This is a genomic window from Methylophilus sp. Leaf408, assembly GCF_916856905.1.
Lineage (GTDB): Bacteria > Pseudomonadota > Gammaproteobacteria > Burkholderiales > Methylophilaceae > Methylophilus.
The window spans coordinates 1883540-1900546 of record NZ_CAKASK010000001.1; the positions used below are offsets into that span (position 1 = coordinate 1883540).

A 17007-nucleotide genomic window follows, 5' to 3' on the forward strand; every position below is an offset into this window, starting at 1 on the left:
ACATAGATATCATGGCTAAAAACGTCCTCGGCACCTTGCTTATTCCTTGCAGCATACACCCTGTCACCGGCTTTATGCGGGATGGCTGCTGCGGGTTTCATCCGGAAGATTTAGGCAGACACACGGTTTGTGCAGAAATGACAGATGAGTTTCTGGCGTATTCCAAAGCCCAGGGTAACGACTTATCAACCCCTCTGCCGGATTATGACTTTCCCGGATTGCAGGCTGGCGATCGCTGGTGTCTGTGCGCAGGCCGCTGGTTACAAGCCAGCGAAGCAGGCTACGCGCCACCGGTAGTGTTGGAGTCTTGCGATGAAAGTTGCCTGGAAGTCGTCAGTCTGGCTGACTTGATGTACCACGCCTTAAGATAGCGTAGTCATTGAAAATGATGTGCTAAGGGGTTACCTGAGCCTTGATCCTGAACCAAAAAGTTCAGGTGGTAACAGCCTAAGGTACATTAGGTTCACACGCCAAGGGAGTCTTAAAAGACCTCCCAACTTAGTGCGATCGCACAGCACCTGATGAGCCGAAACCTATAACAAAGACTAGTTCAAGGAATTTTAGACTCAGGCAACGCCTTAACACACCAGATTAAAAGTACAGCGGATTAAATTTAAGCCGAAGTAAAACTATGTGGTTAAAAAATGATACGCCATTTACTATCAATGACGGTGAATATTTTGTGAAGTTCAGGGGATTACAGCAATTTATTCTGGCTGGATAGCACCTCATCCATTTGCTGCTGCATGGTGCTAATGCGTTTTTTCACATCGCCCACATCCACACCTGCACTTCGGGTATTCAATAACTCGTGCGTGATATTCAGTGCCGCCATAATCGCAATTCGCTCCACACTGACCATCTTGCCCGCATCGCGTATTTCACGCATTTTACCATCCAGGTAACCCACTGCCTGCACGATGACATCGCGCTCTTCATCCGTGCATGTCACACTAAATGCACGACCCATAATTTCAATATCGATTGGTTGTTTCGCCATCGTTTATTGACCTTCCTGTGGTAATGCAGATAACAATTTTTCCAATTGCACGCTGGCTTGCGTCATATTCAGCTTGAGGGATTGCGACTCCTGATGCAATTTTGAGACCTCCTGGCGTAACTGACCATTATCCTCACGCAATTGATTGCAAAGCGCAATTAACTTCGCCACACGCTCTTCCAAACTTTTCAGATCAGCATCCATTGAGTCATTATCAATGAAAAAAATGATTGTGGTCAATAGCTAAGCGTAGTTTTTCAAAGTAATTTAACAATTTAAACTTCGCTACACAACCATGGTTTTCTAGCTAAAACAGACACTTTCTACTAAAATAGGCGCCAGTTGTCAGGTGCTCGACGCTGTGTTCTTGCAGCCAAGAGTGAAACTGGGAAACAGGTGCGTGAATTCACATTCGCAATGCCTGTGCTGCCCCCGCAACGGTAAGCAAGTGCGGGTCTATCAACATGCCACTGAGTGCAAACTCGGGAAGGCGATAGATCAAAACTTGCAAGCCCGGAGACCGGCCTCACAACCAACCATTTGCAATACCGCGGGGTGACGGTGTCTGATAGTGTATTTCTCTTTTTGCTAACCATAGCAAATCCAGATTCATTGTCCCTTATCCCTGAGTATTGCCCAATAACCCATATGCGGGGTCGCATATGACACAGGGATAAGATAATGAAAAAGAAGTTTTTATTTAGCGTCATTGCCACGCTTTTAACCACACCTGCATTCGCTGAAGATCTGCAACTGGATGATGTCACTGTTAAGTCATCTGGCTTTGAACGCAAGGATACAGAAACCACCTACGCATCTGAGATCCACACCTCGGACCAGATTCAAGCCTCTGGCGCAAGCAACTTATATGACTTTCTTGCTCAGTACTCTTCGTTAAACATCCTGTCAGGATTCGGCAATAAAGCCGCGCCACTTATCAATATGCGTGGTTATGGTAATGAAAACGGCTATCAAAATGTTGTCGTAAGTGTGGACGGTCAGCGTTTAAATAATATTGACATGTCGCCACAATTAATCGGGGCCATTCCACTCAGCAATATTGAGCGGATCGAAATCAGCAAAGGCAGTGGTTCCGTGATCTATGGTGATGGCGCAACCGCAGGCTCAATTCAAATATATACCAAGGCAAAAACCGGCATTTCAGTCGCTGGCTCATTAGGTAATTATGGTCAGAAATCGGGGTATGTTTCGGGGGGAATCTCCAGCAAATATATTTCACTCTCCGCAAGCGCATCCGATGAAAGCTATGATGGGTTTAGTAAAAAGGATATTTTTGGAAAAAGGGATGAGTTCGATAACACTTCACAAAATGTCAAATTAACAATCAAGCCAATAGATAAACTTCGCTTAAAGGCTAATGCCACCAGTGCTCGCATCAGCACGTTTTATGTAGGCCCAATCACTAAAGCTGAATTTAATGAAAATCCACGTCAGAATAGCGGGAATGCCTATACTTTCCAACGTTATGAAATGGACCAGTGGCGTGCGGGCATTGAGTATGACATTAATGAAAACCTGATGATTAGCATTGCTCACGACCATCAACGCAAGACATCTTTCTTCGATGCTCCACAACCACCATTCCCCTTCTCGCAGCTACGTACCTACGACTACAAAAATGATGAACTATTGTTGAAATATGCAGCAGAAAACTTAAAAGTAATGGCTGGTATACAGAACTTTGACGGGACCATGGAGCGTATCTCGGATAAAAGCAGTAAAAACAATCTCGGCTTCTTTACACAGGCAGAATATGAATTAGATAACCTTACATTATCTGCTGGCGCACGCCATGAACGTGTTAATTACCGGCTGCAATCTTTTGGCTCCCCTTCCATTAACAAAGAACACAACCTAGAAGCATTCGATGTTGGTGCCAACTACAAATTTGGTCAAGAATTGTCGCTGTTTTCAAACTTAAACTATGCCTTTCAAGCTCCTGACATAGATCGATTTTTTAATTTTGGCTCTGGCTTTAATCCGGATGTGGTCCCTACGAAATCCAGAACATTTAATATTGGTTTCAATCACGTCACTCAAACCAACCGTTTTAAAGCATCTGGCTTTTACTCAAGTCTATCTAACGAAATCTTCTACAACCCAACAATGGGTGGGTTAGGCACCAACACAAATATCGATCAATCACACAAATATGGTGTGGAGATTCAGGATCAATTGAAACTAAACGAGGAACTAAGTACAGGCGTTATTTATACCTTTACGCGTGCAATTATCGATAGTGACAATGATGGTAGTGTTTTGATCAAAGATAAAAATCTGCCAGGGGTGCCCAAACACACAGTCATTGCAAACATTAACTATCAGCTTTTCAATAATGCCACTTTGAATTTGAATCACACATGGCGTGCCAAAGCCTATGCATTTAATGATCTGCAAAACAACTTTGATCAAAAACAAAATCGTTACGAATCAACCAACCTTACATTGAGTTATCAATATAAAAACTTGAATGTATACACCGCCGTTAATAATATTTTTGAACATGAGAACTCAATTCAAGTGCAAGACAATACTGTATATCCAATAGATTTTGCGCGTACTTGGCGAGTGGGATTAAAAGCGGATTTTTAATATCCCTTACTACACTACATACACTCAAGCAAAAGTAATTAACGGATTAAATTTTATGAAAAAAACAACATTCTTCGTGCTAATGGCAATTCTACCTCATAGCCTATTTGCAGCAGAAACGCTGGCAACCCCTGATATGGACGAAGTCGTGGTCACTGCCAGCAGGACTTTACAATCAACTAAAACCGTCACTGGTGATATCACCGTGATTGAAAGTGAAGAAATCAACCGGCTACGCGGTGGCTCTATCGCAGATTTGTTAAGACTGCAGCCCGGCGTAGAAATTTATACCAATGGCGGCATGGGGACTAGCAGCAATATTGGATTACGTGGCACCAACGATAACCAGTTGATCGTGTTAGTCGATGGCGTACGCATCAACTCGGGCACAACCGGCACCACCGCGTTTGAAAATATCCCGCTGGCATTGATAGACCGTATCGAAATTTTACGCGGACCAGCTTCCAGTCTGTATGGCTCGGATGCAATTGGCGGTGTGATCCAGATTTTCACCAAACGAGGAAAAACTAATAACACCCATCTTTACGCCAGTGCAGGCGCAGGGAGTTACGATGCTTACAGCGGAAATGCAGGTTTTGACACGGCCTATCAAGCCTTAAAATTCGGTGCGCAGGTGAGTAACTACGATACTCGTGGGATTAGTGCGAAAAAGCGCCCAACTGCTGTCGCCGAAAAAGACCGCGATGGATATAACAACTTCAGTGGTACAGCATATGCCGACCTCGAGTTTGCGCCTGGCCATTCACTAGGCTTGAACTACCTGGAAAGCAAAGGCAAAAACCAATACGATAGCACCTTTATCGGCAATTATTTAGAACGTTACCAGCAAGGCTATGGCCTGACACTGAGGAATGCATTGACTGATCACTGGAACAGTAAGGTCCAATACAGCATAGGCCGCGACCAGTCATTTAGTGTACTCAACGCAGCGACAAACAATAATATTGAGACTGAACAACGCCAACTCTCTTGGCAACATGATTACAAACTATCCAATGGCACACTCACCTTTGCATATGACAGGCTGGAGCAAGAAGTATTAACCGAAAACACAGGCAGACGAACGCTAGAGAGAAGTCGTAGCAATGACGCTTTTGTACTTGGCTATGTTGGCAAGTTTGACGCACATAGCACTCAACTTTCATTGCGCGAAGACCACAACAGTCAATTCGGCAATTACACGACTGGTGGTATTGGCTATGGCTATGCTTTCTCACCGGCCTGGCAATTCACGACACAGTATGGCTCTTCTTTCAGGGCGCCTACTTTCAACCAACTGTATGCCAACAATTTTGGGAATCCTAACTTACCCTCAGAAAAAGCTGACAATATTGAGGCCAGCTTGCGCTACCAGGGTCAACAATTACAGGCGAAATTTACCGTATTTGATAACCACATCCGCAACTTTATCCAGAATGCAACGACAGACTGTCCAACTGGCTTTCCAAGCTGTGCCGTCAATGCTGGCAAAATAGAAATTCAGGGCATGACATTGGAGAGCAGTCTGGCATTAGCAGAGAACTGGTTTCTGTCCGGTAATTTAACTTTGCAGTCTCCACGCGTCGATGCAACTGACAACCTGCTGATAAGACGCGCCCAGAGTTTTGGCAACTTAGTACTGCAATATAAAAACGGTGCATGGGATTGGTCTAGTGAGCTAAGTGCTTCATCTGAGCGTTACAACGATACGGCCAATCGCGTTCCTATGAGCGGCTACGCCTTGTTAAATTCTACTTTGGCTTATCAAATCGATCCTCATTGGCGTTTGCAAGCGCGTGCTAACAACATCTTAGACAAAAACTATGTATTAGCGATTGCCCCAGGCAATATCGACTACAACACCATGGGCACCAATGTATTCGTCAGCCTGAGTTATGACATGAAGTAATGTTTGCTACGGTTGGATTTTGACCAAGCCAGATGGAATTGGGCTAAAATCCACCCCTAGTTAATTTAATAAAATTTTGGGAGTCGTTGGCATGCCACGTAAAATTTCAACTCAATCTCTGGCAATCGCATTGGTCATTGCACTGATGGTCATTGTGACGCGCGGCCATCATTTCGCGTCCATCGACTTTTTGCCTAGCGCTTCGTATGCAGCTTTCTTCATTGCTGGCTACTATCTGCGTTCTACCATTATGTTCGTTGCCCTGCTGGCTTTGTGTGTTGGGCTTGATTTAGCGGCAGTGACCTGGGGTGGCGTCAGCAATTTCTGCGTGACACCGGCTTACGGCTTTTTGCTGCCAGCCTATGGCACCATGTGGCTGGCAGGTCGCTGGACGGCGGACAATACCAGCTGGGAATTCAGCAGCCTGTTCAAACTTGCAGGTGTGGTTGTGGTGGCGTCAGCTATTGCAGAATTGTTTTCCAGCGGCGGTTTCTACTTCTTCGGTGGCCGTTACGCCAACCCAAACCTGATGGAATTTGGCACACGTCTGGTGAAATACTATCCAAAACAGCTGGAAGCCATTGCGTTCTGGGTAGTAGTTGCCTTGATTGCGCACGTAGTTTTTGGCCTGGCCAAACGCTCTATTCAAGAAAAAGCTTAAGTCTTAAATATGACGGAAACCAATGACCGCGACAGCCGCCACAAGGCGCGCATGATAAGAAAAAAGGCGGTCATTGATGAAAAGATCGAGCAGGCCAAGGTTGAGAAAGGCGTGCTGCTGATCCTCACCGGTAATGGCAAAGGCAAAAGCTCTTCCGCCTTTGGCATGGTTGCCCGTTCACTCGGCCACGGCATGCGTGTCGGTGTCGCCCAATTCATCAAAGGCAGGTCTGATACCGGAGAAGAAGCCTTTTTCCGCGAACATCCATTAGTGAGCTGGCATGTGCTGGGCGAAGGTTTTACCTGGAACACGCAAGACCGCCAGCGTGATACCGACACCGCTATGCGCGGCTGGCAAATTGTCGCTGGCATGCTGCAAGATCCGGCGATTCAATTAGTGGTGCTCGACGAACTGACCTACACCTTCAAATATGGCTACCTGGATGAGCAAATGGTACTGGATGCCATTGCCAACCGCCCGCCCATGCAGCATGTGGTCATCACCGGCCGTGGTGCCTCAGAAGCATTACGAAACGCTGCCGATACGGTGAGCGAACTGATGGACGTCAAGCATGCCTGGCGTTTAGGCGTTAAAGCCCAGGCTGGAATAGATTTGTAATGCAATCCCAAGCTGCAACCTGCCATGCCATGCTGATGGCGGCACCCGCGTCGGGACAAGGTAAAACCATGACCACAGCGGCATTGACTCGTGCTTACCGTAATCGCGGCTTGCGCGTGCAGGCATTCAAATGCGGACCGGATTTTATTGACGGCATGATCCTCGAAGTTGCCACCGGAAAACCGGTTTACAACCTTGACTTAGGGATGTGTGGCGAACAAGATGCGCATCGTTTGCTTTATAAAGCCGCGCAGGAAAATGATGTGATCGTGCTGGAAGGTGTGATGGGGCTGTACGACGGCAACCCTTCCTGCGCCGATATCGCCGAGTGTTTTGGCATCCCGGTGGGGCTGGTAGTCAACGCTAAAGCCATGGCACAAACGTTCGCTGCGGTCGCGTATGGCTTGTATGCATTCCGCCCTGGCTTGCAACGCGCAGGCGTCATTGCGAACCAGATAGGCAGTGAAGGCCATGCACGCATGATCAGAGAAGCATTGCCTGCCGATATTCCGTGGCTAGGTGCCATGCCATATAACGATCAATTAAGCCTGCCCGAACGCCATTTGGGTTTGCATCTGGCACAGGAAATCAACGATATTGATCAGCGCATAGAAGCCGCCGCGCAATTATTGGGGCAAGAAATTCCGCTGCCGCCAACTGTGAGTTTTGATGCGCCAGAAAACGATTCTGACGAGCTACTTTTGCAAGGCAAAACAATTGCCGTCGCTAAAGATGCTGCCTTCTGTTTTATCTACCAGGCCAACCTGGATCTGCTGCGAGCGTTGGGTGCAAGCATTACATTCTTCTCTCCGTTAACAGACGTGCAATTACCAGTGGCAGATGCCTATTGGCTGCCTGGCGGTTACCCTGAATTGCATCTGGAAAAAATTGAAAACAATACCGGCATGCGCGACAGCATGCAGGCGGCTGCGGCAGCTGGCATACCCATGCTGGCAGAGTGTGGTGGCATGTTGTCATTAGGCGAAAGTCTGGATGGCCGCCCGGTTTTTGGGTTATTAAAAGGTCACGGCAACATTGAAAGCAAACGGCAAGGCCTGGGCACGCAACATGCGACGTTGCCAAATGAAAATGGCACCAGTACCATAGGCGCACATACTTTTCACTATGGGCGTTTCGAGACTGACCTGCCGGCGATTGCACACGGCAAAGGCCGATATGGCACGGGCGAAGCGATCTACCGTGATCAAAACATCACCGCCAGTTTTTTGCATTTTTATTTCCCGTCTAACCCGGCGCTGGCCGCGCAGTTTTTCCTGCCATGAGTTTTGCCTATCCTGAAAATGATAAAGCGGCGATCTACAAAGTGATTGCCGAACGGCGCGATATGCGGCATTTTTTGCCTACGCCTATCGCTCCGGAATTATTGCAAAAACTTCTGCAAGCAGCGCATCATGCACCTAGCGTTGGCCTGATGCAACCATGGCGGTTTATCCGTATCAGTGATGTTGAGTTGCGCAAACGTATCCACACACTGGTTGATGAAGAGCGCAAACTGACTGCGCAAGCCATAGGTGAAGTCGAAAATACGGCGCGCATGGCCGAATTTATGCGGTTGAAAGTAGAAGGTATTCTGGACTGTGGAGAGTTACTGGTCGCGACACTATGTGACCAGCGTGAGAAATACGTTTTTGGCCGCCGTACCTTACCGGAAATGGACCTGGCTTCTGTCAGTTGTGCGATCCAGAACCTGTGGCTGGCCGCGCGCGCCGAAGGCATAGGCATGGGCTGGGTCAGCCTGTTTGATCCGCAGGCGCTGGCTTCGTTACTGGGCATGCCACATGATGCAAAACCGGTTGCAATTTTATGCCTGGGTTATGTGAATACCTTTTACAAATCACCCATGCTGGTGGAAGAAGGCTGGGCAACGGAAAAACCTTTGTCCGAGATGCTGATGGAAAATGGCTGGAATAAGGATACGCAACAGCCATGAGTCACTGGCCGCAACGCATCGTATGCCTGACCACGGAAACGGTAGAAGTACTCTATCTGCTGGGTGAGCAGGACCGCATTGTTGGCATCTCAGGCTTCACTACCCGTCCGGCAATCGCCAGGAAAGAAAAACCAAAGATCAGCGGTTTTACCAGTGCCAATATCGACAAGATTCTGGCGCTGGATCCTGACCTGGTGCTTTGTTTTTCCAACTTGCAGGCAGACATTGCTGCCTCGCTGATCAAAGCCGGCTGCCAGGTACATGTATTTAACCAGCGTAGCCTGGATGAAACCTTGCAAATGATACTGACCGTGGGTGACCTGGTCGGCGCCAGCGAAAAGGCACAAATGTTGGTCACGCAATATCAGGCGTTGCTGGATGCCTCTCGTAACCGGGCTGCCACCTGGTCACGCAAACCAACTATCTATTTTGAAGAGTGGGATGAGCCCATGATGTGCAGTATCCGCTGGGCAGCGGAGCTGATAACCGCAGCTGGCGGGCAGGATTGTTTTCCGGAGCTGAGCCGTTTTCACAACGCACGCGATCGCCAGGTCAATGCAGAACAGGTGGTCGCAGCGCAACCGGACATCATCATCGGTTCCTGGTGCGGCAAGAAATTCCAGCCGGAAAAGGTGAAGGCCCGTACAGGTTGGCAAACCATACCCGCGGTTCAGCACGGCCATTTGTATGAAATAAAATCAGTGGATATCCTGCAACCCGGACCCGCCCTGTTTACTGAGGGACTGGTGCAATTGCAAAACATTATTCAACACTGGCAACAGCAAACCGGGAGGTTGTTATGAGTACACATTTGATTCTGGGTGGTGCGCGCAGCGGCAAGAGTGCGTATGCAGAACGTTTGGCTTCTGCGCTGGAATTACCGGTTACCTATATCGCCACCGCGCAGGTTTATGACGATGAATTTGCCAAACGGGTGGCGCATCACAAAGAGCGCCGGCCGCCCTATTGGGCCTTGGTGGAAGCGCCATTTAACCTGGGCCAGACACTGCTGGATAACGATGCGCCGGAAACCTGCCTGATTGTCGATTGCCTGACCTTGTGGCTGGCGCAATGCATTTGCCCGGATTGCGACAAACCAGAGCGGCTGGATTGGCAGGCGGAAAAGCAGGCGTTGCTGACGGCGTTGCCCCAGCTACAGGCACACGTATTGTTAGTCAGCAACGAAGTCGGCATGGGTATTGTGCCGCTGGGTGAAATCAACCGCCAGTTCCAGGATGAACAGGGCCGCTTGAACCAGGATATTGCTGCCATCGCCAACCAGGTCAGTTTCGTTGCGGCAGGCCTGCCTTTAAAACTCAAATAACCATAAAGGAAAATTCATGAAAAAGTTCTCTCTGCTGACCAGCGCTCTGCTCACAATACTGGCAGCACTCACCGCCGAAGCACATGTGCCATTTTTAAAGCCTAACCAGTTCAATGTCACGCATCACCGCCTGACGATTGAATCTGCATTTACCGAGTTTCCTTTCCAGGCAGACTTTGCCATGGATTCGCCAAACTTCACCATTACCGGCCCTGATGGCGTTTCCACAGCCATCAGGCCAATCGCCAAAACCAAGGCAGCGGTGTACCTGGAACCGGAATTAAAAGAAGAAGGCACTTACCGTATCAGCACAGGCCAACGGGTAGGCCCGATCTACAAAGCAGTAGAGACGGCGGATAAAAAACTGTATTTTGCAGCGGATATGAAACGCGTGACTGGCAAGCCAACAACGATGAATTACTACAGCTATGCAGATACATATATTTTCAAGGGTCAACAGAAATACCAGGCAAAACCATTTAACAAAGGCCTGGAAATTATTCCATTAACTTCGCCAAATGGCCTGGTACCAGGTAGCGAGGGTTCATTCCGCATTTTGGAAGATGGCAAACCCGTCAGCAACGCACGTATTATCGTGGTCACTGATAACGAACATTTTATCAGGCACCGGGTTGAAGATCTTTACGACCTCGATAATGTGCGGGAGTCGAACATTCATGCAAACCAGCAAGGTGAGTTCACTTTTAAACCCACAAAAGCAGGGTTGAATTTCCTGTTTGTGACCGTCCATCACCAGCTGAACGAAAATCTGTGGGAAAGCCAGAATGCTTCGTTGACGCTGGAAGTAAATTTACCGGCAGAAGCACCGAAAAAGCCTTAACTTAATCTCTTTAACTCACTCACACCGGAAAACATCCTTATGACAACCACGACTTTTCAACTCAAAGGTGAATATATTGCGCTCTGTGATTTGCTGAAACTGGAAGGTGTGGCCGACAGCGGTGGCCAGGGTAAGTCTATGGTAGCCGAAGGCTTGATTTCAGTGGATGGTCAGATCGAGCGTCGGAAAACCGCCAAGATCCGCGCCGGCCAAGTTGTGCAGGCGTTTGAGCAGACCATTAACGTGGTTGCCGGTTAATTCGGCACGAAGCCTGCAGGCAAAAACGGGGCGAGTGCAGCCCAGTTGAGGTTTTTACACAAACTGTCTGCCAACCGCTCCAGGCTTTGTTCGCGTAATTTCGTATAATCGTAAGCGACCTGATTCGATAATCCTGCCCACTGCAACCAGGCTGCACAGGCCTGCGGATGGTCAAACAGGCCATGGATATAACTTCCCGCTATCTGGCCATCTTCTGAGAGCGCACCTTCAGCCTGATTGCTGATCAAATGTACGGGTCGCTCTAAAGCTGACCCAATACTCACGCCCATATGGATTTCATAACCCTGCATTTCAGCATCGGCAAAAGTCAGTTTTCCTGACACCTGTTTCAGCTGCTTGTGCGCTTCAAGCGTGGTTTCCATCTCCAGCCAGCCAAACCCGGCACTGCTACCCGCCTCACCTTCAATCCCTATCGGATCATGTAATTGCTGGCCAAGCATCTGGAAACCGCCGCAAATCCCCAGCAACTTACCGCCATAACGCAAATGCCTTTCAATGACAGGCTCCCAGCTATACTCACGCAGCGCGGCCAAATCGCCACGCACATTTTTGCTGCCGGGAAGAATAATTAAATCGGCAGCAGGTACAGGCTCATTCAAGCGCACGAACTTCAAATCTACTTGTGGGTGCAAACGCAGCGCATCAAAGTCGGTATGGTTGGCGATATGTGGCAGCACCGGCACGATAATGGTGAGCTGAATATCCGTTTTTCTAGCGTTGCTACTGGCAACCGCATCTTCCGCTTCCAGATGCAAATCGTGCATATAAGGCAACACGCCAATCACCGGTTTACCGGTGCGTTGCTCCAGCCAATCCAGCCCCGGTTGTAGCAAAGCAATATCACCACGGAATTTATTAATCACAAAACCAGCGACCCTGGCCTGCTCGCTCCCGGACAGTAAAGCCAGGGTGCCGACCAGGTGCGCAAATACACCGCCTTTATCAATATCCGCCACCAGGATCACCGGGCAATCCACCGCTTCGGCAAACCCCATATTGGCAATATCGTTGGCGCGCAAGTTGATTTCTGCCGGGCTACCCGCCCCTTCCACCATCACGAAATCATATTGCTGTTGTAGGCGTTGATAAGATTGCAGCATTGCCTGCATGGCGACTTTTTTATATTCGTGGTAAGTGCTCGCTTCCTGGTTACCCTGCACCCGGCCGTGAATAATTACCTGGCAACCGGTATCAGAATTAGGTTTAAGCAGCACGGGATTCATATCGGTATGCGGCTGCAATCCGGCAGCCATCGCCTGCACTGCCTGCGCGCGGCCAATCTCGCCACCGTCTTCAGTCACCGCGGCATTCAGCGCCATGTTTTGCGGCTTGAAAGGGACGACAGCTACCCCGCTGCGGTACAATACCCGGCACAATCCGGCCACCAGCGTACTTTTACCGGCATCCGACGTGGTGCCCTGAACCATTAATGTTTTTACTGCCTGTTTATCCATCCGCCGATTATCTCATACTCGCGATGCTTGCCTGCGGCGCGGTTGCGCTTGATCGCTGGCTGGGAGAACCTGAGCGCTGGCATCCGCTGGTTGGGTTTGGCCGCATCGCCAATTATTTAAGCAACCGTTTCAATCCAGTGGCATCTCAACCTAACACTTCGCAACGTGTGGTTGGTTTATTGGCATGGATAATTGCTGTTTTGCCAATCTCCTATTTCGCCTTCCTGCTAACGCAGTCCAATGTGGGCTGGCTGGTACATGGCTATTTGCTGTACTTTGCCTTGGGCCATAAAAGTTTGCGGCAACATGCATTGGCAGTGTATTCGGCGCTGAAAAATAACAATTTTCAACAAGCGCAACTCGCGGCTTCCTATATGGTCAGCCGCGACAAAGAAGCGATTGAACCTGTGTCTGCAACTTTGGAATCGGTGCTAGAAAACGGCAGTGATGGCGTGTTTGCGGCATTATTCTGGTTTCTGGTGGCAGGTGGGCCTGGTGCATTGTTATACCGGCTGGCAAATACGCTGGATGCCATGTGGGGCTATAAAACCAGCCAGTACTATTATTTTGGCTGGGCCGCAGCGCGGCTGGATGACGTTTTGAACTACATCCCTGCCCGTTTGACGGCACTCACCTACGCACTACTGGGCAGTACAAAAAAAGCATTGCATGCCTGGCGCACTCAAGCTAAACAATGGGATAGCCCGAATGCCGGACCGGTGATGTCTGCCGGCGCTGGCGCACTGGATGTCGCCCTCGGCGGGCGTGCCCGCTATCATGGTGTCTGGCATGAACGTCCCGCATTGGGGACTGATAAACAAGCAACTTTAGAGGATATCCCTCGTGCATTACGCTTGGTAAGTGCCGGACTATATTCCTGGCTGGCAATCGCCGTGCTGATTGGAGCTATCGCTTATGCTTGAACATGGCGGCAACCTGCTGCAAGCGGCAGTCAAATATGGCATACCGGTGAACGACTGGCTGGATTTATCGACCGGTATTAACCCGCAGCACTTTCCGATCCCAGCTCTGGCGCCTGAGCTATTCCAGCGCTTGCCAGCCACGGATGACGGCTTACAAACAGCTGCCCGTCGCTATTATGGAGCGACACATATTCTGCCATGCGCAGGTTCGCAGGCCGCATTGCAGGTGTTGCCCTCATTGCGTCCGGCTTGCCGGGTTGCCATGCCGCGCACCATGTATCAGGAACATGCACATGCCTGGCAACGTGCCGGTCATGATGTGCAATTTTTTGAGCAGCAACCGGATAGCGATCTCCTGAGCACAGCTGACGTACTGCTGCTATGTAATCCTAACAATCCAACCGGTCAGTTGTATCCGGTTAATATGCTTTTAGACTGGCATGCGCAATTGGCTACGCGTGGCGGCTGGCTGGTGGTTGATGAAGCGTTTATGGATACCACACCGCAATCAAGCATCGCCAGTCATAGCGGTCAGCCAGGATTATGGATATTGCGCTCGCTAGGCAAATTTTTCGGGCTGGCGGGGCTAAGGGTAGGTTTTTTGATGGGGGAACCCGTCGCGCTGGCGCAGGTTGAATCTTTACTCGGGCCATGGACAATCGCTGGCGCTAGCGGTCATATCGCACAGATAGCGCTGGAAGATACTGACTGGCAGCAAGACATGCGTGCACACTTGCCTGCGCAATCCAGGCGGTTACTGCAATTGCTTAGTCAATACGGATTTAATCCGGTTGGCGGTACAGATTTATTTCAATATGTCCAGCATCCTGCGAGCCATCAGCTGCAGGATGCCTTTGCACAAGAAGGCGTCTGGACGCGTTACTTTGCGTCGCCGCAGGCATTACGATTTGGGTTGCCGCCAGTAACCGAGTGGCCCAGGCTGGAACAAGCACTGGCCAAGGCGAGTGTGAGAATTACCGATTAACAAACTCAATTCTCGGTACCGTGCCTGAAAAATCTATCCGCGTCACGCTGGCATGATCGACCTGGAACCTGAACAGCCCTTTGAGTTGCATATTCAATGCGTGCGCAATCAGGGCACGTATCATCCCGCCATGTGTAACCACCAGGATATGCTGGTTCACATGATTCTGTAAGCACTCATCAATAAAGGCGATGCCGCGCTGTTGCAATGCAGCAAATGTTTCGCCATTCGGCGGCGCCAGATCAGCATAATTTTGCGCCCATACATCAAACAATTCACGCGGAATATCGCTCCAGGCCAGCATTTCCCAGTCGCCAAAATGCAGTTCTTTGAGGCGGTCGTCGTGCACAATCTGGTAATCAAACCCAAGTGCATGTGCAAGTTTGCTGCACCTTTGCAACGGGCTGGCGTATACGGCATCAAACTGCTCACCGGATAATTTGTTTTGCAACCGCTCCAGTTCATCCATAAAACTGGCTGACACATCAATATCACTATGCCCGTAACACACACCGTCAGGTACTTGCAGGCGCGTGTGGCGGATCAATGTAAGTTTCATATTAATCGGCTCCAGGCCAGTAAGCCAAGGTAAAAAGCCAGTTCAGTCAGCTGCTGCATGGCACCCAGGGTATCACCGGTATAACCTTGCAGATGTCTTGCCAATAAGGCCCGCCACCACCACCAAACCAGGACCACCGGCAATTCAGTCAGCAATAAAAACTGCAAGGAAGCCAGCCCGGAATGATTCAGCCATAACAGTGCGGCAAAGCCGACCCATATCCACAAGCCGAATATGCTGGCCCACCAGAGATCATTGCGCGTTGGGCTGGTGGCGAGTGGTTTGGATTTTCCGGCAGTACGGACATAGGTCATGTTCGCCATCAGATATACCGCTGCCAGGCGGCTTGAGGTGTGTGCGGCAATCAGCGCAAATGGTAATACTGCTGCAGGTAATGCAACCAGTGCCTGAAATTTGAATACCAGCATACCGATCAGCGCAATGGCGCCGTAACTACCCAGGCGCGAATCCTGCATGATTTCCAGTTTGCGGGCACGGGTTAACCCGCCACCTAACCCATCCGCACTGTCAGCTAGGCCATCTTCGTGAAAAGCACCCGTCAGGTAAATGCTGGCGGCCATACTGGCCAACACCGCGATGGCGGGCGGGAAGAGTAACGACGACAGCCACCACACAATGGCGGCAATCAGGCCAACCAATAAGCCAACCAGCGGGAAATAACGCGCGGCGTGGTTTAATTCAGCTTCCTGGAAGTCGGGCAAGGTTGGCACTGGCAAACGGGTAAAAAAACCGATTGCCAGCTGGAAATAGCGCCATTGCAATTTCCAGTTCACTGGCTTTTCCTGCTGACGCCAGCACTTTCAAAGCTGGCCATTTCATTGAGGAAAGCCACCGCAGACTGTAACAAGGGATACGCCAGCACGGCGCCGGTCCCTTCGCCCAAGCGCAATGACAAATGCAGCAATGGCTGCACTTTTAGGTGTTCCAGCATCTTGCCGTGACCGTTTTCATCCGAGCAGTGCGCAAACACGCAATAATCCAGCACTTGCGGATAAAGTTTGGCAGCAACTAAGAGTGCAGAAGTTGCAATAAAGCCATCAATCAGCAACGTGACTCGTGCTTCAGCTGCTGCGAGCAAGGCGCCGACCATCATGGCGATTTCGAATCCGCCAAAAACTGCCAGCACCTGCAAAGGGTCTCTGGCATCGACATGATGCTTTTGCAATGCGTTGGTCAGCACCGATAGTTTATGATCCAGGCCTTTATCGCTGAGGCCGGTGCCACGGCCTACACATTGATGCAAAGGAAAACTGCACAATACACTCATCAGGCAACTGGCACTGGATGTATTCCCTATCCCCATCTCGCCGAGGGCCAATACATTGCAGCCTTCGGAAATCGCATCACGGGCGATTTCAGCGCCGCGGGCAATGGCTTGCGCAGCCTCTTCACCAGTCATCGCCGGATGTTGCAGGAAACTCAACGTTCCCATGCCGAGCTTGGCATCAATCAGCATCGGATGCGGTTCAAAAACCGCATTGACGCCGCTATCCACCACATGCAACTGAAAGTCATGCTGGCGCGCGAAAACATTGATTGCGGCGCCACCATTCAGGAAGTTCAGCACCATTTGTGCCGTCACCGCTTGTGGATACGGGCTAACGCCTTCGGCCACAATGCCATGGTCACCGGCAAACACCAGCATGGTTTGCTGTTGCAAAGCCGGATGTTCAGTTTCCTGGATCAGCCCAAGTTGCAAAGCCAACGTTTCCAGCCGCCCAAGCGCACCTAACGGTTTGGTTTTCTGGTTGATCTTCTGTATGAGCGCAGCTTGCAGCGTTTCGTTTTTTGTCGATTCAATCTGGAATGTTTGCATGCAGTTATTCTACCCGATGAAATATCCGCCTGTCAGATAGACGCGTTGGCATC

At 49.8% G+C, this 17007-nt stretch carries 19 protein-coding genes and 1 riboswitch; of the genes, 13 read left to right on the plus strand and 6 right to left on the minus strand.

The features are described 5' to 3' along the window. The first annotated feature begins 11 nt into the window (after nt 1-11). Nucleotides 12-371, plus strand: a complete 360-nt coding sequence (locus tag LPA26_RS08895; protein WP_229008023.1) for a DUF2237 family protein — start codon at nt 12-14, stop codon at nt 369-371. Between the two features lie 326 nt (nt 372-697). Here LPA26_RS08895 and LPA26_RS08900 read toward each other — a convergent pair whose 3' ends face one another. Further along, on the minus strand, nt 698-1000 hold the full coding sequence (locus LPA26_RS08900; RefSeq protein WP_055830187.1) for a cell division protein ZapA: 303 nt from the start codon (nt 998-1000) through the stop codon (nt 698-700). 3 nt (nt 1001-1003) lie between these two features. Next, nucleotides 1004-1204 carry a hypothetical protein gene (locus LPA26_RS08905; protein WP_229008024.1) on the minus strand — a complete coding sequence of 67 codons (201 nt, stop codon included), beginning with the start codon at nt 1202-1204 and terminating at the stop codon, nt 1004-1006. 126 nt (nt 1205-1330) lie between these two features. After that, a riboswitch (cobalamin riboswitch) is annotated at nt 1331-1544 on the plus strand. Nucleotides 1545-1681: 137 nt separating this feature from the next. On the opposite strand from LPA26_RS08905, the gene LPA26_RS08910 reads away from it, so the two are divergent. The 10 genes from LPA26_RS08910 to LPA26_RS08955 all read left to right on the plus strand — a co-directional run bounded on the left by LPA26_RS08910 (nt 1682) and on the right by LPA26_RS08955 (nt 11175). After that, nucleotides 1682-3613, plus strand: a complete 1932-nt coding sequence (locus LPA26_RS08910) for a TonB-dependent receptor (RefSeq protein ID WP_229008025.1) — start codon at nt 1682-1684, stop codon at nt 3611-3613. A 55-nt stretch (nt 3614-3668) separates the two neighbouring features. Continuing rightward, on the plus strand, nt 3669-5522 hold the full coding sequence (locus tag LPA26_RS08915) for a TonB-dependent receptor domain-containing protein (RefSeq protein ID WP_229008026.1): 1854 nt from the start codon (nt 3669-3671) through the stop codon (nt 5520-5522). A gap of 91 nt (nt 5523-5613) precedes the next feature. Further along, the gene (locus tag LPA26_RS08920) at nt 5614-6183 is read left to right on the plus strand and encodes a hypothetical protein (RefSeq protein ID WP_229008027.1); all 570 of its coding nucleotides are present in this window, start codon (nt 5614-5616) and stop codon (nt 6181-6183) included. Between the two features lie 9 nt (nt 6184-6192). Then, nucleotides 6193-6801: a cob(I)yrinic acid a,c-diamide adenosyltransferase gene (gene cobO / locus LPA26_RS08925; RefSeq protein WP_229008028.1), complete on the plus strand. Its 609-nt coding sequence runs from the start codon at nt 6193-6195 to the stop codon at nt 6799-6801. Continuing rightward, nucleotides 6801-8084 (plus strand): cobyrinate a,c-diamide synthase, encoded by a 1284-nt coding sequence (locus LPA26_RS08930; RefSeq protein WP_229008029.1) that lies wholly within the window; start codon nt 6801-6803, stop codon nt 8082-8084. Before cobO ends, LPA26_RS08930 begins: the two co-directional genes overlap by 1 nt. Further along, nucleotides 8081-8752 (plus strand): 5,6-dimethylbenzimidazole synthase, encoded by a 672-nt coding sequence (gene bluB / locus LPA26_RS08935; protein WP_229008030.1) that lies wholly within the window; start codon nt 8081-8083, stop codon nt 8750-8752. The genes LPA26_RS08930 and bluB overlap by 4 nt, the downstream gene beginning before the upstream one ends. Then, the gene (locus LPA26_RS08940; RefSeq protein ID WP_229008031.1) at nt 8749-9555 is read left to right on the plus strand and encodes a cobalamin-binding protein; all 807 of its coding nucleotides are present in this window, start codon (nt 8749-8751) and stop codon (nt 9553-9555) included. Before bluB ends, LPA26_RS08940 begins: the two co-directional genes overlap by 4 nt. Next, nucleotides 9552-10076 (plus strand): bifunctional adenosylcobinamide kinase/adenosylcobinamide-phosphate guanylyltransferase, encoded by a 525-nt coding sequence (gene cobU / locus LPA26_RS08945; RefSeq protein ID WP_229008032.1) that lies wholly within the window; start codon nt 9552-9554, stop codon nt 10074-10076. Before LPA26_RS08940 ends, cobU begins: the two co-directional genes overlap by 4 nt. Before the next feature lie 16 nt (nt 10077-10092). Then, nucleotides 10093-10917, plus strand: a complete 825-nt coding sequence (locus LPA26_RS08950) for a DUF4198 domain-containing protein (RefSeq protein ID WP_229008033.1) — start codon at nt 10093-10095, stop codon at nt 10915-10917. A 39-nt stretch (nt 10918-10956) separates the two neighbouring features. After that, nucleotides 10957-11175 carry an RNA-binding S4 domain-containing protein gene (locus LPA26_RS08955; protein WP_055830208.1) on the plus strand — a complete coding sequence of 73 codons (219 nt, stop codon included), beginning with the start codon at nt 10957-10959 and terminating at the stop codon, nt 11173-11175. On the opposite strand, the gene LPA26_RS08960 is transcribed toward LPA26_RS08955, so the two are convergent. Next, nucleotides 11172-12623: a cobyric acid synthase gene (locus LPA26_RS08960; protein ID WP_229008348.1), complete on the minus strand. Its 1452-nt coding sequence runs from the start codon at nt 12621-12623 to the stop codon at nt 11172-11174. The two genes, LPA26_RS08955 and LPA26_RS08960, sit on opposite strands and share 4 nt — an antisense overlap. Before the next feature lie 2 nt (nt 12624-12625). Here LPA26_RS08960 and cbiB point away from each other — a divergent pair, with 2 nt between their 5' ends. Together cbiB and cobD are read left to right on the plus strand one after the other, a co-directional pair. Further along, the gene (cbiB, locus tag LPA26_RS08965; protein ID WP_229008034.1) at nt 12626-13573 is read left to right on the plus strand and encodes an adenosylcobinamide-phosphate synthase CbiB; all 948 of its coding nucleotides are present in this window, start codon (nt 12626-12628) and stop codon (nt 13571-13573) included. Next, nucleotides 13566-14558, plus strand: coding sequence for a threonine-phosphate decarboxylase CobD (gene cobD / locus LPA26_RS08970; RefSeq protein ID WP_229008035.1), 993 nt, complete (start codon nt 13566-13568; stop codon nt 14556-14558). Before cbiB ends, cobD begins: the two co-directional genes overlap by 8 nt. On the opposite strand, the gene cobC is transcribed toward cobD, so the two are convergent. The 3 genes from cobC to cobT are packed head-to-tail and all read right to left on the minus strand — an operon-like array spanning nt 14548 to nt 16954. Next, nucleotides 14548-15117, minus strand: a complete 570-nt coding sequence (gene cobC, locus LPA26_RS08975) for an alpha-ribazole phosphatase (protein WP_229008036.1) — start codon at nt 15115-15117, stop codon at nt 14548-14550. The genes cobD and cobC overlap by 11 nt on opposite strands. After that, on the minus strand, nt 15114-15911 hold the full coding sequence (locus LPA26_RS08980) for an adenosylcobinamide-GDP ribazoletransferase (RefSeq protein ID WP_229008037.1): 798 nt from the start codon (nt 15909-15911) through the stop codon (nt 15114-15116). Before LPA26_RS08980 ends, cobC begins: the two co-directional genes overlap by 4 nt. Beyond that, a complete protein-coding gene (gene cobT, locus LPA26_RS08985; RefSeq protein ID WP_229008038.1) occupies nt 15908-16954 on the minus strand; it encodes a nicotinate-nucleotide--dimethylbenzimidazole phosphoribosyltransferase in 1047 nt (348 codons plus the stop codon). Before cobT ends, LPA26_RS08980 begins: the two co-directional genes overlap by 4 nt. Nucleotides 16955-17007: the final 53 nt, after the last annotated feature.

Bases quoted from the DNA above. Each gene is read 5' to 3' on its own strand.
- LPA26_RS08895 (WP_229008023.1), top strand. From the start codon at position 12: ATGGCTAAAAACGTCCTCGGCACCTTGCTTATTCCTTGCAGCATACAC.
- LPA26_RS08900 (WP_055830187.1), bottom strand. From the start codon at position 1,000: ATGGCGAAACAACCAATCGATATTGAAATTATGGGTCGTGCATTTAGT.
- LPA26_RS08905 (WP_229008024.1), bottom strand. From the start codon at position 1,204: ATGGATGCTGATCTGAAAAGTTTGGAAGAGCGTGTGGCGAAGTTAATT.
- LPA26_RS08910 (WP_229008025.1), top strand. From the start codon at position 1,682: ATGAAAAAGAAGTTTTTATTTAGCGTCATTGCCACGCTTTTAACCACA.
- LPA26_RS08915 (WP_229008026.1), top strand. From the start codon at position 3,669: ATGAAAAAAACAACATTCTTCGTGCTAATGGCAATTCTACCTCATAGC.
- LPA26_RS08920 (WP_229008027.1), top strand. From the start codon at position 5,614: ATGCCACGTAAAATTTCAACTCAATCTCTGGCAATCGCATTGGTCATT.
- cobO (WP_229008028.1), top strand. From the start codon at position 6,193: ATGACGGAAACCAATGACCGCGACAGCCGCCACAAGGCGCGCATGATA.
- LPA26_RS08930 (WP_229008029.1), top strand. From the start codon at position 6,801: ATGCAATCCCAAGCTGCAACCTGCCATGCCATGCTGATGGCGGCACCC.
- bluB (WP_229008030.1), top strand. From the start codon at position 8,081: ATGAGTTTTGCCTATCCTGAAAATGATAAAGCGGCGATCTACAAAGTG.
- LPA26_RS08940 (WP_229008031.1), top strand. From the start codon at position 8,749: ATGAGTCACTGGCCGCAACGCATCGTATGCCTGACCACGGAAACGGTA.
- cobU (WP_229008032.1), top strand. From the start codon at position 9,552: ATGAGTACACATTTGATTCTGGGTGGTGCGCGCAGCGGCAAGAGTGCG.
- LPA26_RS08950 (WP_229008033.1), top strand. From the start codon at position 10,093: ATGAAAAAGTTCTCTCTGCTGACCAGCGCTCTGCTCACAATACTGGCA.
- LPA26_RS08955 (WP_055830208.1), top strand. From the start codon at position 10,957: ATGACAACCACGACTTTTCAACTCAAAGGTGAATATATTGCGCTCTGT.
- LPA26_RS08960 (WP_229008348.1), bottom strand. From the start codon at position 12,623: ATGGTTCAGGGCACCACGTCGGATGCCGGTAAAAGTACGCTGGTGGCC.
- cbiB (WP_229008034.1), top strand. From the start codon at position 12,626: ATGTTTTTACTGCCTGTTTATCCATCCGCCGATTATCTCATACTCGCG.
- cobD (WP_229008035.1), top strand. From the start codon at position 13,566: ATGCTTGAACATGGCGGCAACCTGCTGCAAGCGGCAGTCAAATATGGC.
- cobC (WP_229008036.1), bottom strand. From the start codon at position 15,117: ATGAAACTTACATTGATCCGCCACACGCGCCTGCAAGTACCTGACGGT.
- cobT (WP_229008038.1), bottom strand. From the start codon at position 16,954: ATGCAAACATTCCAGATTGAATCGACAAAAAACGAAACGCTGCAAGCT.